Source organism: Desmonostoc vinosum, from assembly GCF_059505385.1.
This window is the reverse complement of record NZ_JCACKM010000011.1, coordinates 1-15,445: the sequence shown is the minus strand read 5'-3', so window position 1 is coordinate 15,445 and position 15,445 is coordinate 1. Positions and strand designations below refer to the sequence as shown.

Annotated in this window: 9 protein-coding genes; 3 read left to right on the top strand and 6 right to left on the bottom strand. The window is 40.7% G+C overall.

Annotation, left to right across the window (positions count from 1 at the left end):
* Positions 1–15: 15 nt before the first annotated feature.
* Together AC5JMF_RS01080 and AC5JMF_RS01075 are read left to right on the top strand one after the other, a co-directional pair.
* Positions 16–4,617 carry a response regulator gene (locus AC5JMF_RS01080; RefSeq protein WP_495793872.1) on the top strand — a complete coding sequence of 1,534 codons (4,602 nt, stop codon included), beginning with the start codon at positions 16–18 and terminating at the stop codon, positions 4,615–4,617.
* Between the two features lie 221 nt (positions 4,618–4,838).
* A complete protein-coding gene (locus AC5JMF_RS01075) occupies positions 4,839–5,048 on the top strand; it encodes a type II toxin-antitoxin system HicB family antitoxin (protein WP_495793871.1) in 210 nt (69 codons plus the stop codon).
* A 321-nt stretch (positions 5,049–5,369) separates the two neighbouring features.
* Here the strand turns inward: AC5JMF_RS01075 and AC5JMF_RS01070 are convergent, their stop codons facing one another.
* Positions 5,370–5,786 (bottom strand): ATP-binding protein, encoded by a 417-nt coding sequence (locus AC5JMF_RS01070; RefSeq protein ID WP_495793870.1) that lies wholly within the window; start codon positions 5,784–5,786, stop codon positions 5,370–5,372.
* A gap of 324 nt (positions 5,787–6,110) precedes the next feature.
* On the opposite strand from AC5JMF_RS01070, the gene AC5JMF_RS01065 reads away from it, so the two are divergent.
* Entirely contained in the window at positions 6,111–7,310 is a 1,200-nt protein-coding gene (locus AC5JMF_RS01065; protein WP_495793869.1) for a SpoIIE family protein phosphatase, read from the top strand.
* Here AC5JMF_RS01065 and AC5JMF_RS01060 read toward each other — a convergent pair.
* The 5 genes from AC5JMF_RS01060 to AC5JMF_RS01040 all read right to left on the bottom strand — a co-directional run bounded on the left by AC5JMF_RS01060 (position 7,291) and on the right by AC5JMF_RS01040 (position 15,140).
* On the bottom strand, positions 7,291–7,641 hold the full coding sequence (locus AC5JMF_RS01060; RefSeq protein WP_495793868.1) for an STAS domain-containing protein: 351 nt from the start codon (positions 7,639–7,641) through the stop codon (positions 7,291–7,293). The genes AC5JMF_RS01065 and AC5JMF_RS01060 overlap by 20 nt on opposite strands.
* Before the next feature lie 231 nt (positions 7,642–7,872).
* The gene (locus AC5JMF_RS01055; protein WP_495793867.1) at positions 7,873–8,562 is read right to left on the bottom strand and encodes a PIG-L deacetylase family protein; all 690 of its coding nucleotides are present in this window, start codon (positions 8,560–8,562) and stop codon (positions 7,873–7,875) included.
* 63 nt (positions 8,563–8,625) lie between these two features.
* A complete protein-coding gene (locus tag AC5JMF_RS01050) occupies positions 8,626–10,611 on the bottom strand; it encodes a glycosyltransferase (RefSeq protein WP_495793866.1) in 1,986 nt (661 codons plus the stop codon).
* A 232-nt stretch (positions 10,612–10,843) separates the two neighbouring features.
* Complete coding sequence (locus AC5JMF_RS01045; RefSeq protein ID WP_495793865.1) at positions 10,844–13,570, bottom strand: DUF3131 domain-containing protein; 2,727 nt, start codon at positions 13,568–13,570, stop codon at positions 10,844–10,846.
* Positions 13,571–13,700: 130 nt separating this feature from the next.
* On the bottom strand, positions 13,701–15,140 hold the full coding sequence (locus AC5JMF_RS01040) for a DUF3131 domain-containing protein (protein WP_495793864.1): 1,440 nt from the start codon (positions 15,138–15,140) through the stop codon (positions 13,701–13,703).
* Between the last annotated feature and the right edge of the window lie 305 nt (positions 15,141–15,445).

Here is a 15,445-nt window from a genome sequence, read left to right as displayed (position 1 = left end):
ATATAAGGCGCAAGGATGAAAGCACCATTACCTAATAATGAAGCACAAAGAATCGCAGCACTCTTACAATATGAAATCCTTGACACGCCCTCTGAGGCAAGCTTTGATGACCTTACTCATTTAGCTTCGTATATTTGCGGCACTCCGATCGCTTTAGTTAGTTTAGTTGATAGCAATCGTCAATGGTTCAAGTCTAAAGTTGGGATAGAGGCGCTAGAAACTCCCCGCGATGTCGCATTTTGCGCCCATGCTATTTTACAAAATGATGTGTTTATTGTGCCTGATAGCACAGCAGATGTCCGATTTGCCACAAATCCATTCGTAACTTCTGACCCCCATATCCGGTTTTATGCTGGCGTCCCCTTGACAAATCCTGAAGGACATGCTCTAGGTACACTTTGCGTCGTTGACTACGTACCGCGAGAACTAACTCCACAACAGGTAGAAGCGTTACGAATCTTAGGTCGCCAAGTCATCAAGCAGATGGAATTGCGACGGAATTTAGCTTCTTTGGTACTTGCAACTAATCACAGTCAACAAAAACATCAGGTACACAAGCGATTCTTTAAAAAAATTGCCGGAGGTTTTGTTTTAGCATCAGCAATTTTAGTTTTAATTGGCACAGTTTCATACCATAACTACGAAGTTTTAATTAATACTAATAACCAAGTCAGAAAAACCCAAGCAAAAATTAACTCTTTCAAAGAACTTCTATCGTTAATGAATGATGCCGAAGCTGCCCAGCGCGGTTACATCCTGACGGGGAACGCAGCCGATTTGACTCGGTATCAACAAGCACGAATTAACGTTAATCCAGAAATTCAAGAACTGAATAACCTAGCAGCAGATAGCCGCTATCAACACCAGCAAATCGAAACTTTAAGGCTGTTGATTACAGCAAAATTTATCCAACTCCAGCAGGCTATTGAATTGCGTCAACAACAGGGATTAAATGTCGCCTTGCAGACGATGCAAGCAAATCAACAAAGGAATCTGATAGATGATATCCGTCAGTTGATGCTGAAAATAGAGAAGGAGCAAAAGCAACAACTGCAACAAGAATCACAAGCAGCAAGAGCCAGCGCTCATAAATCATTGTTGACATTAGCGATCGCAATTTGCTTAAGTTTTCTCATCCTCGCCACAGTCTACTACCTGATTTATCGTGAGGTAACAGAACGTAAATTAGTAGAAGAATCACTACACCAAGAGCGCAATTTTATCTCAGCAGTTCTACATACAGCCAGCGCTTTGGTAATCGTTTTGGACTCACAAGGGCAAATCGTCCGCTTTAATCAAGCCTGTGAACAAACAACAGGTTACTCATTTGATGAGGTCAGAGGTAGATATTTCTGGAACCTGTTTTTACTTCCCGAAGAAGTAGAACCAATCAAAGCAGTATTTAAGCAACTACAAGGTGGTCAAGGTGCAAGTAATTACGAAAACTATTGGTTAACCAAAGATGGAACTCGGCGACTAATTGCCTGGTCAAACGCCATTTTGCAAGACGATCAAGGAGCAGTGGAATATATCGTTGGTACTGGTATTGACATTAGCGATCGCAAACAAGCGGAACAACATTTACTCACACAATACAACATCACTCGCGTCTTAGCTGAGTCCTCCACAATTGCCGAAGCAACTCCGCAAATTTTGCAAGCACTCTGTGAGAGTTTAGAATGGGATTTGAGTGAAATTTGGATGCTGGATTGCCAAGCAAATGTTCTACGTTGCTTTGATGTTTGGCATCGAACATCTCTTGAGGTAGGAGATTTTGTTGCACAGAGTCGGCAGCTGACTTTTGCACAGGGAATTGGTTTACCTGGTTGTGTCTGGGCTAGCAACCAACCCGTTTGGTTTAGTGATGTCGTTGATCATGCGAAATTTTTGAGAGGAAAAATTGCGGCGGCGGCTGGCCTGCGTGGGGCTTTCGGTTTTCCGGTTCCTAGTAGTAACAACATCCTGGGCGTGATTACCTGCTTCAATCACCAAACCCAACAACCAAACCAAGATTTAATCAGGATGATGAGTTCGATAGGTGAGCAAGTGGGACAATTTATCGAGCGTCAGCAAGCCAAAGAGGAACTTCAACGTCAAAGCTTGCGATCGCAATTATTTACTGATATCACCCTCAAGATTCGCCAATCTTTACAAATTGAAGAAATTCTCCAAACCACCGTTACAGAAGTGCAAAAAATTCTCCAGATTGACCGGGTGTTAATCTATCAGTTTTTTCCTAATGGCGGTGAAAGTGTGGTTACAGAAGCAGTAGTTTCTGGTTTGCCTGCAATCAAACAACAAAATATCACCGATTCTTACTTCCGAGCAGAATATCTACAGCAATACTGTTTACAGCAATATCGCCAAGGCAACATTTCAGCCAGCACTGAATTAGATCTGCTGGAAATTCAACAAAGCCATGTGGAATTATTACAACAGTTTGGGGTCAAAGCTAATTTAGTTGTGCCTATTCTCATTAAAGAAGAACTCTGTGGTTTACTGATTGTTCACCAGTGCAGTAGTTCCCGTTGTTGGTCTAGTTCTGAAACTCACCTTTTAAGACAAATAGCCGACCAAGTAGGCGTTGCCATCGCCCAAGCCCAACTATTAGAAGCAGAAACGCATCAGCGACAAGAATTAGAAATTGCTCATCGTCAAGCCGAGTTGGCTTCTCAAACTAAAAGTGCTTTTTTGGCAAACATGAGTCATGAAATCCGTACCCCAATGAACGCCATGTTGGGAATGACTGGACTGTTATTAGAAACTCCCCTCAACCAAGAACAGCGAGATTTTGTTGAAACAGTCCGCATTAGCGGCGATGCTTTGTTAAGCCTGATCAATGAAATTTTGGATCTATCTAAACTTGAGGCTGGGGAAATGGCTCTAGAAACTCTCAATTTTGACTTGTCTACCTGTGTAGAGGATGTTTTGGACTTACTAGCTCCCCAGGCTCACAAAAAAGGATTGGAAATTGCCGCATTCATTGATCACAAGATCCCCACCCACTTACAAGGTGATGCTAGTCGCCTACGACAAATTCTCATGAACTTGATTGGCAACGCGATTAAATTCACCAGTGCTGGCGAAGTGGTAGTTAAGGCGGATGTGCGATCGCTCGCTGCGACTACCACGACTATTTACTTTGCCATCACAGATACTGGTCTTGGTATTACCCCTGAAGATCAAAGCAAACTCTTTACACCTTTTACTCAAGTAGATGCTTCTACTACACGTAAATATGGTGGTACTGGTTTGGGTTTAGCTATCTGCAAGCAACTTGTGACCTTGATGGCAGGAGAAATTGGCGTGCAAAGTCAGATGGGCAAAGGATCTACATTTTGGTTTGAGATTCCTTTTGCCGTTGCGGTTGCGCCAGCTTGTGCAATCAGCGATCGCCAGATTCTCATCAATAGACGCTTATTAGTAGTGGATGATAACGCTACTAATCGTAAAATTGTCCGCCATCAGGCTACTTATTGGGGAATGCAAGTGGATGAAGTTGACAGTGCCGCCTCAGCCCTAAAAGCGATTCAAGACGCTCTCAAGCATGGCAGAGCCTATGATGTGGCATTAATTGACATGCAAATGCCCCAAACAGATGGCATGACCTTGGGAGAACAAATTAAGGCTAATTCTGTTATGGCTGAGCTACCTTTAATTATGCTTACCTCCACTAATCAACGGGATGAAGTGCAACGGGCACTCAAAATCGGATTTGCTGCTTATTTGGTTAAACCCGTGAAGCCGTCTCAACTTTTCGATATTATTATGATTATCTTAGGAACCAAACCTGAACCAGAACAAGCAGAATCAGCAGTGAATTCCTCAAAAAACTGCGATTATCCCACTAAACCTAAGTTAAGAATTTTACTAGCCGAAGATAATTTAGTGAATCAAAAAGTAGCTCTCAAACAACTACAAAACTTGGGTTACAAAGCTGATGTTGCTGCCAATGGCCAAGAAGTTTTGCAATTGTTAGAAAAAATTCCTTATGACTTAATTCTCATGGATTGTCAGATGCCGATTTTAGACGGTTTGGATACTACAAAAGAAATTCATCGTTTGCAAGAAAGCTCTTTTGTTAACCATCGTCGCCCTGTTGTGGTGGCAATGACTGCTAATGCCATGAAAGAAGATAGACAAATGTGTCTAGATGCCGGAATGGATGACTATTTGAGTAAGCCAGTAGCAAAAGAGAAATTAGCAGAGGTTTTAGATCATTGGGCAAGTATAATACTCAAAACACAACCAGTAATTTCTTCTACAGAAACTGATTCACTTGAGTTAGCAATTGATTGGCAACACTTGCATCAACTTTCTGAAAACAACCCAGAATTTGAATTAGAACTATTGCAGATATTCGTTGAGGATACTCAACCTCGTTTAGAAGTAGTTAAAAGTGCGATCGCCACAAGTGACTTTCTACAAATTAGCCGCGAAGCTCACCATCTCAAAGGTGCTAGTGCTAACATCGGTGCTACTACCATGCGTTTAGCCGCTGAAAAATTAGAGCAACTAGCTCATCAATCAGAGCGTAGAGGTTCATCTGAATTGATTCTAGAATTAGAAGAATTTGTCAAGCATATTCAAACTTTTTTAATAAAAAGTTACGAGTAAGAAAACTGAAGAATCTGATGCAGACATTTCATTTACCCAATTATGCCAACTTTTACGCAGTTTAGGGTTTGATGAACGTATTCGTGGAAGTCACCATATTTTTACCCAAGAGGGAATAGAAGAAATTCTTAACCTACAACCTAAAGGTTCTCAAGCCAAAGCCTATCAAGTTAAACAAGTTCGTGCAGTAATTCTCAAGTATCAGCTAGGAGATTAAGACGATGCTTCATTATGAAATAATTCTCTACTGGAGTGAAGAAGACCAAGCATTTATCGCTGAAGTTTCAGAATTACCGGGATGTACTGCTGATGGTGAAACTTATCAAGAAGCACTGCAAAATATAGAAGTTATTATGCACGAATGGATAGAAACTGCTCAAGAATTAGGGCGTTCAATTCCTGAACCGAAACGGCGTTTGATGTCTGCCTAATTGATGATCATAAGCTGTTACGCAAACAAACATTGCACATCAACTGGTGAGGTTGTCTTTTGTCCTTTATCCTTGGTAAATACAAATGACTAATGACTAATAAAGGGTTACACGGAAAATAGGGCAATATGTAGGCGCATTAGCTTGCCAATGATGGCTCACCCTTCCACAAAAAGCCATTAAGCTTTTATAGGACTCATATTTAATTTGGTGAAAAAACTCCGTATACCTTGAAAATCTCTCTTACCCTACTCCCTACTCCCTACTCCCTACTCCCTACTCCCTGTCTACGCAAACAATTTCATGAATCAAGTCAGATTCCTATATATTTTTACTAATAAATAAACAATAACAACCATTTGCGGTGTTTTCATAACTCAATTTATCTGCTAAGAGTGACATAATTTTCAAACCACGTCCCCGCTCTTGTTCGTTGTCTTCAAATTCAGATATTTCTTGCAATTTATGCTCTAAATTAAATGCTTTTCCTTGAGATATAATGCGAATTTCTATATCTTCACTTGACCGAACTACTTGAATTTCGATAGGAGTTTCTTGTGGTAGGTCTTTGTGTGCATGTTCCACAATATTAGTAAAACCTTCTATCAGCAGTGTTTGAGATTGCCACCAAATTGTTGGATCAGACAAAGGAGGTTGATTTATCTGCTCGAACCACGATAAAACTAGAGGTAAATCGTTCAGATCCGTATTAATTTTGAGATAGATTTGTTGATGCACTTTTTAAACACTAAAACCTTTGTGATTGTGTTGATTGTTAACTGCTAACTGTTGACTTTTCAGAAATCTTCGCGGTGTCCAGATCCCCGACTTCTTTAAGAAGTCGGGGATCTTAGTTCTCACGAATGATTTAGGATTGCTATACTCCCAGGACTTACGCAGATAATGTCATTAATCAAATCGGAGTCCTATATGTAATTGGGTTTAAGCACGGAGCCTAATTGAAAATTTAGTAGCTTACAATGAGCAAAAAGTCAGATTTTTACACTCATGAATTCTGACTGTTGTATTCTGAATTATCCTGCAATTATCTAGTTAAAGTTTATGTTTAAAATCCTGATTATTGATGATGATCCAATTGTGCGAGTAGCACTCAAAAGAACACTCCAAAACCAAGGTTATGATACTACTGTAGCCAGCAATGGCGAGGAAGGCATTATTCAAGCAAAAAAAATACATCCGGCTCTAATTATTTGCGATTGGATGATGTCAAACTTAGATGGACTGGAAGTATGTCGGCAAATTAAAGCAGATCCAGAGATGGCAACTACTTTTTTCATTTTGCTGACTGCTAGAGGAGCTGCCAAAGGGGAGGAAGAAGATAGAGTTAGAGGACTTGACGCTGGTGCGGATGAGTTTGTCTCTAAACCAATTGAAATGAATGAATTAAAAGCACGTGTAAGAGCCGGATTAAGGTTACATCAGTTGAATCAGGATTTGCATACTCAAAAACAAGCTTTGGAAGTATTAAATCAGAATTTGCACACTCAAAAGCAAATTTTAGAAGCAGAATTGACAGAAGCATCCGATTATGTGCGATCGCTTTTACCTTCACCATTGGTAGGATCTGTAACTACAGAAGCTCTATTTATTCCCTCAGCACAGTTAGGGGGTGATAGCTTTGACTATTACTGGATAGATGATGATAATTTAGCAATTTATTTGTTAGATGTATCTGGACATGGAGTTGGTTCAGCTTTGTTGTCTGTATCTGTACTGAATGTTTTGCGATCGCAATCTCTACCCCATACTAACTTTTGTCAACCTAGTGAAGTTATGAAAGCACTCAATAATGCTTTTCAGATGAATAATCATGGTGATAAATACTTCACAATTTGGTATGGAGTGTATAACCGTCAGCAACGTCAACTTACCTACGCCAGCGCCGGACATCCATCAGCGGTGCTGCTATTTCCTACATCTTCAACTATCCAAGCGAAACAATTAAGTTCTCTAGATCTGCCAATTGGCTTTTTACCTGATATCAACTTTGAGGAAGTTGTTTTTGATGTCGAAGCTAACAGTTATTTATACATCTTTAGTGATGGCGCTTACGAAATTAATCAGCCAGATGGAAAGATTTGGAGTATTGATGCTTTCATCGATTTACTAATCAATTGTAGTCGGGCGAATACCTGTGATTTAAACGAAGTATTAGCCCATATTATGACTTTAAACGGTAAAACAAACTTTAATGACGATTTATCTTTGCTAAAAGTTAATTTTACTGAATGTAGCTATTAATATTCTCTGGCTGTGCAAGTATCTGGCGTTTAAAATCATCTTGATCAGCAAATAATTTAAATATTCTATCTAGCTTGGTCAGTTCAAACAACATTCTCACTTGGTCACTAACAGAACAAACAAATAATTGAGCATTAGCAGCTCGTACTGTTTGCATTGATGCTACTAAAGCACCTAAACCAGAACTATCAACAAATTTAACCTCTTTCAAATCAATCAACAAAATATCTACTCCATCCGCTACAATATCACTAATTTCACGACGCAATTGATTACCTCTAATTCCGTCTAAAATTCCAGCAGGTTCAAGGATTTTAACAGTAGGACTCATAGTTTGGTATGTTGGTTTTTAATTGTAGTTTAGACATTGCTATTGTGGCATTGGCTTTATAGAAACTGCAAGGGATTTTTTACATAATTATGACGTGTTGATAACGCAGGTCGCAGGTCGCAGGTCGTTTTTGTAACGGGGATTTATACCCCGCTCCAAAAACTTTGGACGAAGTCCGGTTTTAGACCTGATTTTTTTGATAATTAAGAATATAGATTGTAAAAAAATTACCTAGCTTAGTACTAATTTTTGACTATTTAACATCGCCGTAAAGAAACTACCGTCAACGCAGTGGCGAGAAATTTCAAAAGCTTCAAAATATCCATCTTTTTGTCCTAATTCCCGCGCCCAAAAGCGAGATAACACAAGTATGGCATCGAGTTGCATAAATGCTTTTGATTGTTCTGATTCATAACAATCAATAGCAGCAATTTTTTCCTCAATCACTGAAGTAATATCAACAAAAAAGTTTGGTTCAAACCCACGTAAAAAAACCGGTGGGGCTGAATACCATAAAGAAACGTTCTTGCGAGTAGCAACATTAGAAACTGCGATCGCACACACTTCATGGTCTCTATGTCCATATTTTTCTGGTTGTGGTGCGTGAGTAATAATCAAATCGGGTTGATAAAGTTTAATCGCTTCTTCAGTCACTTTGATGACTGCTTGTGTGGCAAAATTACACTCTTCAAAAGCATAAAATTCATAAGTTGCACCGATAATTTTACCCGCTGCTTCTGCTTCTTGATGACGTGTACCTTTAAGCGATGAACTAGAAAGACTACCATCAGTTAAAATTAGACAACGCACATTCCAACCCGCCTTAGACATCAAGCTGAGAGTACCAGCAGTGGGTAATACTTCGTCGTCAGCATGAGAATAAATTGTGAGAACAGTTCTTTGAGCTAGATTAGTATTCATAGGTGTAAAAATCCTCTTTACAGTAGATTGCAAGTAAATGAGGTATAAATTTTAAGCACAAATTCATACCTGTTCCCTACTAGATGGTTGCCAAATAGCAGCATGAATAATAGCCCACAACAAGGATAAGTTATAAATAGCCCAAGCGCTGTTAAGTAAGTGAACCCAAGGTTCATTTAAATTACCAGTTGCCAAACGAATTAGAGTCCATAATATTCCGGTAATAGTCAGAACAAAAACAATTAATTGAGGTACAATTAGCCGAAAATAAATTCCTGACTGGCGTTGTTTAGGTGTTACCTGAAATTTGATTGAACGTCCTGAAAATACACTCCACACAGCTTGAATCAACAAAGGAAATAAAGCGATCGCATATTGTTCCGAACGCCAAACTTCACTAGCCGAAATCCCCCAAGTAGCAACTAAAAATGTCAAACGATTAATAATAAAAGCTGGGAAGAAGTGAATGGCAAAATCAGGGCCATAACTTTTTACAGGAACTATTTCTGTAAAAAAATAAATGATGGGGCAACAAATAAAGATGAGAGTTGCAAAACCAGAAAAATAGCTGTACATCGTTTTGAAATAGTGCAAACGTTGCCAAAAAGATAGCCCTGGTTTTGCAAGTGGGTTTTCTCTTAATAGCACTTGAATAGTACCTTGTGCCCAACGTAGTCGCTGTTTCAAAGTCGAACTTAAATCTTCAGGTGCTAAACCTTTTGCCAAACTCTCATTATGATAAATAGATTTCCAACCAGCACTATGCAAACGCATAGCTGTATTCATATCTTCTGTAATACTGTTGCTAGATACACCACCAACTAAATCAAATTCATCCAAACGTTTCTCATCTTTGGCATATTCATCAGAAAAATTTTGCAGTCCGACACTAACCAACGCTTCACGTCGTAAAACTGCATTGGTTCCTGTGTAAAAAGCCGCATTCATGCCATCTTTGCCTTGTTGCAACGGCCCATAAAATAAATTGGCTCGATGTCCAAAAGGATCGCTGGGAGGAAGGTTGTAAAAGTCTTGACGAGTCTGGACAAAAGCAATGCGATTTTGTTCATATTTTCCGGCGACAATATTGTAGGTATAAAAATATGGCAGAACTCGTTTAAGAAATTGGGGTTTGAGAATGTGATCGGCATCGACAGTAACAATAAATTCTCCCGATGTTTCTCCTGAAAAAATCGCATAGTTGATATTGCCTGCTTTGGCGTGGTGGGGTACACCTGGCGTTTTGGGACGAGCAATGTAGCGAAAACGAGCGATTTCTACTAATTCTTGTTCTTTTTGATGGATAGCTGTTTCTAATAAAGTTCGTTCGATAATGAGGCGATCGCTTAGCGTTTCTTTAGAACTATCAGATTTTAACAAAAGAATCAACTCTTGCAGATTTTGCACGAATCCAGCAGCAGTTTGATCAAGATTTGATTCTGCTAACCATTGTTCTGCTGTTTGAGAATTAAGTGTTAGCTTTTCTAATTTCTGGAGATGTTCATATAAATGAGAACGTTCTGCGTCAATGCGATTAGCTTCTTGTTGTAATAGTGGTGAATGCAAATCCTCTATGCAGAGTTTTTCTGCCATCGAGCGCATATCAGCTGAGTTACCATCATCCAGTATATAAACTCGTAGTTTTGTCACGGGATAATCTATTGCTAGAGCCGCTTTAGCTGTTTGTTCGATTAGTTCTGGCGGCTCATTGTAACAAGTCACAAAAACATCTACAGTGGGATAGTCTGAACTGGGTATAGATGGTGTTAATTGATCGAGAGATTTAACCTCTCGGACTAAAGGACGCCACAGCCCAATGACAAACATCACGCCGCCAAAATAGCTATAAATTTCTGCTAGCATCAAGGGAATAGACAGCCACAGCGCATCAAAGTTAATGGAATGAGTGATGCGCCATTGCAAGTACCAAGCACCAAAAATTAAATTGATTTCTGCCAAATAGCGGAAAAGTAATGTTCTTTGTTTGAGCTTTGAGCGGCTATTGCCTAAAAAAGTTGATGAATTGTTAGTTATGGGAATAGAAGTCATGTTGAAAATGGGGAGTGGGGAAGAGAGACGACTGTCTTGACAATGGGTGTGGGGGTTTTCATACTCTGATTCAGCAACGCCCAATAAATTATCCCTGTCAAGATGACTGATAAAATCTTTAACTCATCTTCACAGGGATACTCTATAAACCAGTATTCCCAAGTTCAATTGATTGTTAACAAGCAAGGGGTTGGATTTGGCGAAGATCTGACAGGTGTAGGTATGAGATACTTCACCTATCTGAAATCCAGTAATTGCCAAAGCTATCAGAAACCAACTTGACTTTTGGCGTGGCAGTATGAGGTAAACCTCGACCAGAATCTTTCTTAGCTATTGCTTGAAACCAAGGAGAGCTCGTGGCAGTGGTTGGACTAATTATGGCTTGGCGATTTGTAACTGTATACAGTAAAGATTGCAGAATCATGCTATTTGTGCTACAAGTGAAACCAACTGCTGTTTTGCCGCTTTTCTCATAGAAGCCTTCATAAAAGCCGACAAGTGGGTTATAGAGGTCAGTTGTTGCCCGCAGTAATTCTTGAGCGTATTGATCTTCTGGCAGTAGGGCATGATAGGCAAAAGCCACAGCTGTACTCACCAATCGTCCATCTGGTACAGGTTTGCTATCATCTCCTAAAGCTACCCAAGGCTCTCCCCGTCCAACGATTGTACTGTGGACAGTATAGGGTTGACGGTCAATTAATGTAGTGCCTGAAGCGGTAAGCGTACCTGTGCGCTGATAGCGTTTAGCTTGAGCTTGGAGAATTGGTAATGCTAGCGATCGCATTTTTGGATCTAGACCAAATTCTAAACCATAAAGCAAGAAAGGATTGCTAACGGTGTATTGGTTGACTTTAGAGTTAGTATCCAAACGGCGGCGCTGGGTTGGAACTTGCACACCTTCTACTAAAGTGGTTTGATATTCACCCCCCACAGCAGAGCGTTCGACATCAAAACCCCACAATTGAAATGCACGGGCTGCATATTCCTCGTAACCCAAACGAATTTCGGGGTTTATACGGCTAAGTGTGCGTCCGTCCTGATTTTTGGTGACAACAGCACTAGAAATAATACCTTCGCGCACAACTCGCAGATATGACCAATCCAAAACAACTTGATCAACTGCTTTTGTGTATTCTGGATAATTGCTTTTTAAGTTATAAAGCGCTGCCAATATCCGTCCTATATCTAGAGATGACCAGCCAGTACCCTCAGCAACAGTATTACCACCATAATCTATGGGTTGGAGCGATCGCGTATCATAACCCCGACTTGGTAACTCTTTAGCAAATAATGGTAACTTTGTCAAGGCTCCTAAAAGATGGCGAGTGCGTTGGTCAAATTCCTTTGCAGAAATAATATTGAGTGTTCTGGCGGCATTCACAGCTGCGAGATAATCTCCCAATCCCCACAAAGTAGCACCTTTCAAATCACTGCGATCGTCAATTAATCCATTGTTGGAGTGATAATTTGCTTGAAAGTAACGCCATGCTGCTTCTGCGTAGCGCCGTTCAATGATCGTTAAAGGTCGAGCTAACTTAATTTTAGGTGTTGCTTGTTTGCTGCTGACTGGGGGTATGGGTGCGACACTGACCTCTGTGATTTTGGGGGTGGGGAGTGGAGACTGGGAATTAGCAGAGGTGTTGCTATTTGGCTTTGAAGAGGCAGTATTAACAAAAGCAGAAGCAATTAAGGGGCGATTTCCTCTGGCTTTGTAGTATAAAATCTCTAAAATTAGTCCGTTGGTGTTACCAGTTAGGGCTTTATTGGGTTGCTTTGTTTGCTCGTAAATCCCAGCGTAGTAACCATCATCTGGACTTTTGAGATCCTTGACAGCATCAAACAGTTTTTGAGCATAAGCATTATCTGGGAACAGATAACGCCAGCCAAAAGCAGCTTTTGTACTAACGCTGCGTAACTGTGGGTAAGGTTGGTTGGTATCGGTGATTGTTGCCCATTTTTCGCCGTTAGCGTAGACGGTGTTATAGAGAAAATAAGGTTCTTTATCTATATTGTCTTCTGTCACCGCAGTTAACTGACCCGTGCTATCATAACGCCGCTTTTGCACATCCAGCACCCTAGCAGCATAATCAGCCAACTCGCCTTGCAAGCCAAATTCAATCCCATCTAAGATATAAGACTCGCTAACGACGTAATTATTCGCGTTAGTGCTTTTGAAGTCGCGGGTATCTACTGGAATTTGCACACCATTAATCTCAACAAACTTAAATGGCTGCAAATTGATCGCCTTGGGTGCTTTGTAACCCCAAAGTTCATATCCCCTAGCGGCATATTCTTCGTAACCGAGTCTTCCTTCTTGCACCAGTAATGTTTTATTATCTGGTAGAACTGTAGCCCCATAGAGTTGTTCATCTTTAAGCGATCGCCCAACTTGCCACTTTTGGACAATTCCTTGTAGCCAATCTTTATATTGGGGATGGCAGGTACGAATCACATCAAATGCAGCTAACATTCGACCAATATCTAAAGCTGACCAACCAATACCACGCTCGATTGGATTGTTGCCATAATCCACCATTTGTCCGGTAGCTGCGTTATAGACTTTATTTGGTAAAGCATCCTCGAATAGTTTCAAACTGCTAAGGGTCGTTAAAAATTTATTAAGGCGAGCATCAAAGTCGGCTTGATCGGTTAAGTTAAGCGATCGCGCTGCATTCAGCGCCATCAGATAATTACCCATATCCCAGAGTGTACCGGAAGGATAACCACCAGTAGAGTTAGTAAATCCGGTTGCAGGCTGATAATTTTTGACAAAATATTGCCAAGCCGCACGAGCATAGGTTTGTTCTTCTGTTGTCAACGCAGATATAATGTTAGAACAAGCAACACTGGGAGTCTGCGACATCACTGGCAATGGGATGTAAAACCAAAATTGTGTTAATGTTCCAATTAAAAACAATGCAACCCATCTCCAGAGTTTCTGTTGAAAGCGTTTAATCATGAATGTTGCGTAATTATACTTTTTTTAACGAACCGCCAAAACGCAGAGAAGACACAGGGAAAATTTATACAAAAATATCTCCGCGTCCCCGTGTCCTCCCTTCTCCGTGTCAGTTCAAAGTTGTTCCCTTTTACTTAATGCCGGCCCAAACAATCAGCGGTTGTCCCACTTGTTTGTATAACAAGCTCTCTAAAATCACTCCATTATTGTTAGCGGTTAGAGCTTTGTTTGGCTCGCCCAAAGACTCATAATAGCCGTTGTACCAACCTTGATCGGATTTGAGATTTGTTTGCACAAAATCAAACAAAGAGCGCGTGTAAGCTGTATTATAAAGTACATGCCAGCCGATCGCAGCTTTGGCACTGAGAAAGCGCAAGTTGTTGTGTTTTTCTCCAGTATCTGCGATCGTCGCCCAAGGTTGCCCGTTGACGAACAAGCTGCTGTAAACGAAATAAGGAGCGCGATCTAGATTATCTTCGGTGAGGGCAGTTAATTGTTTTGTGGCTTGATAACGAGCGGCTTGAGCAGCTAGAATTCTATCTGCATAAGCTTTTGGCAAAGCCTGAAACCCTGTTTCTATGCCGTCGAGTATGTAGGGTTCACTAAGAACATAGTTATTTGCACCAGAGTTTTGAGAGTCGCGCTTGTCGTAGGGAACTCCTTGACCGTAGAGATTGACAAATGCGGCATTCGATTGATAGTTTAAGGCTTGCTTGACATCTAAACCCCACAGTTTCAAACCATAGGCGGCATAATTTTCATAGCCTAAGCGGCCTTCTTGATTGTACTGTTCTTTACCTTGCACAACAGCAGTACCGTACATTTGCCCATTTTTGGTGAGGCGTTCTACTCGCCAGTGCTGCCACACGGCTTGAGTGCGCGATCGCATCTGGGGATATTTTGCCTCTACAATCTTCAGCCAGATTGCCATCCGTCCCAAATCTAAAGCTGACCAACCAATTTCTTCACGTTTGTCTAGTTGACCGTAGTTAACAGGAATGAGAGTTTTACTGTTATAGACTTTATTGGGTAGTTCATTTTTATACAGAGGCATTGATGCCAGAGTTTTCAACATCCGGCTGAGTTTGGCATCAAATTCGGCTATGGATATGATACCTAACTCTTTGGCGCTAACTAAAGCAGCGATCGCAGCTGCTTGATCCCACATTGTCACGGAACTAAAACCATCGACGGAATTAACTAAGCCAGTTTGTTCGTTCCAGTTGCGCCTAAAATATGACCAAGCTTGACGTGCAGTTAGCTTTTCCTCTGGGGTTAGGGTTCCAACTTGGGGAGCAATGTAGGGAGTAATAGCTATAAGTTGACTGCTAGTAATTGGCGTCCCTGGCAAAACCATAGATTTAGCATCAAGTTTTGCTAATGTATCAGCCGCCTTGGGTGAAGAAGCAGTCTGGAGTTTTGCAACTTCAGGTTTCTTTACAGAAGAAGTGACAGAAAGTTGCTTAGACCAATAATTGAGACTAATGATCGCAACTACAGCAGTAATAACTCCTCCTACGGAAGCTAGTAAAGACAGGCTTTTAGGCGGTGGTTCAAAGTCAGAATTCATTTGCAAGCTACCTCTTGCTTGAGGTGTTTAAACAAACTCATTCTTCCCAACTTGGAAACTGAACTAACGTTCGTCTCTTAGAGTTTGAAAAGTTTTGGGCGAATATATAATTCGCTACAACACAAAGCTTAGTCCACCTCCTTTGGAAAACACGGAAAATCAAGATTTTGAAACCCACCTCCGTGGGTTTTGTCTGTATAGCCGGGGTTATTAGTATTAATTTAGATACAAAACTTAATTACGCGCTTCGCAGCGGTAGCGATAGCGTAGCGTAAAGCCTGCGGCATAGCTTCGCTTAGAGCGAG

Coding starts and splice junctions, on each gene's coding strand:
- AC5JMF_RS01080 (WP_495793872.1), top strand. CDS start 16: ATGAAAGCACCATTACCTAATAATGAAGCACAAAGAATCGCAGCACTC.
- AC5JMF_RS01075 (WP_495793871.1), top strand. CDS start 4,839: ATGCTTCATTATGAAATAATTCTCTACTGGAGTGAAGAAGACCAAGCA.
- AC5JMF_RS01065 (WP_495793869.1), top strand. CDS start 6,111: ATGTTTAAAATCCTGATTATTGATGATGATCCAATTGTGCGAGTAGCA.
- AC5JMF_RS01060 (WP_495793868.1), bottom strand. CDS start 7,641: ATGAGTCCTACTGTTAAAATCCTTGAACCTGCTGGAATTTTAGACGGA.
- AC5JMF_RS01055 (WP_495793867.1), bottom strand. CDS start 8,562: ATGAATACTAATCTAGCTCAAAGAACTGTTCTCACAATTTATTCTCAT.
- AC5JMF_RS01050 (WP_495793866.1), bottom strand. CDS start 10,611: ATGACTTCTATTCCCATAACTAACAATTCATCAACTTTTTTAGGCAAT.
- AC5JMF_RS01045 (WP_495793865.1), bottom strand. CDS start 13,570: ATGATTAAACGCTTTCAACAGAAACTCTGGAGATGGGTTGCATTGTTT.
- AC5JMF_RS01040 (WP_495793864.1), bottom strand. CDS start 15,140: ATGAATTCTGACTTTGAACCACCGCCTAAAAGCCTGTCTTTACTAGCT.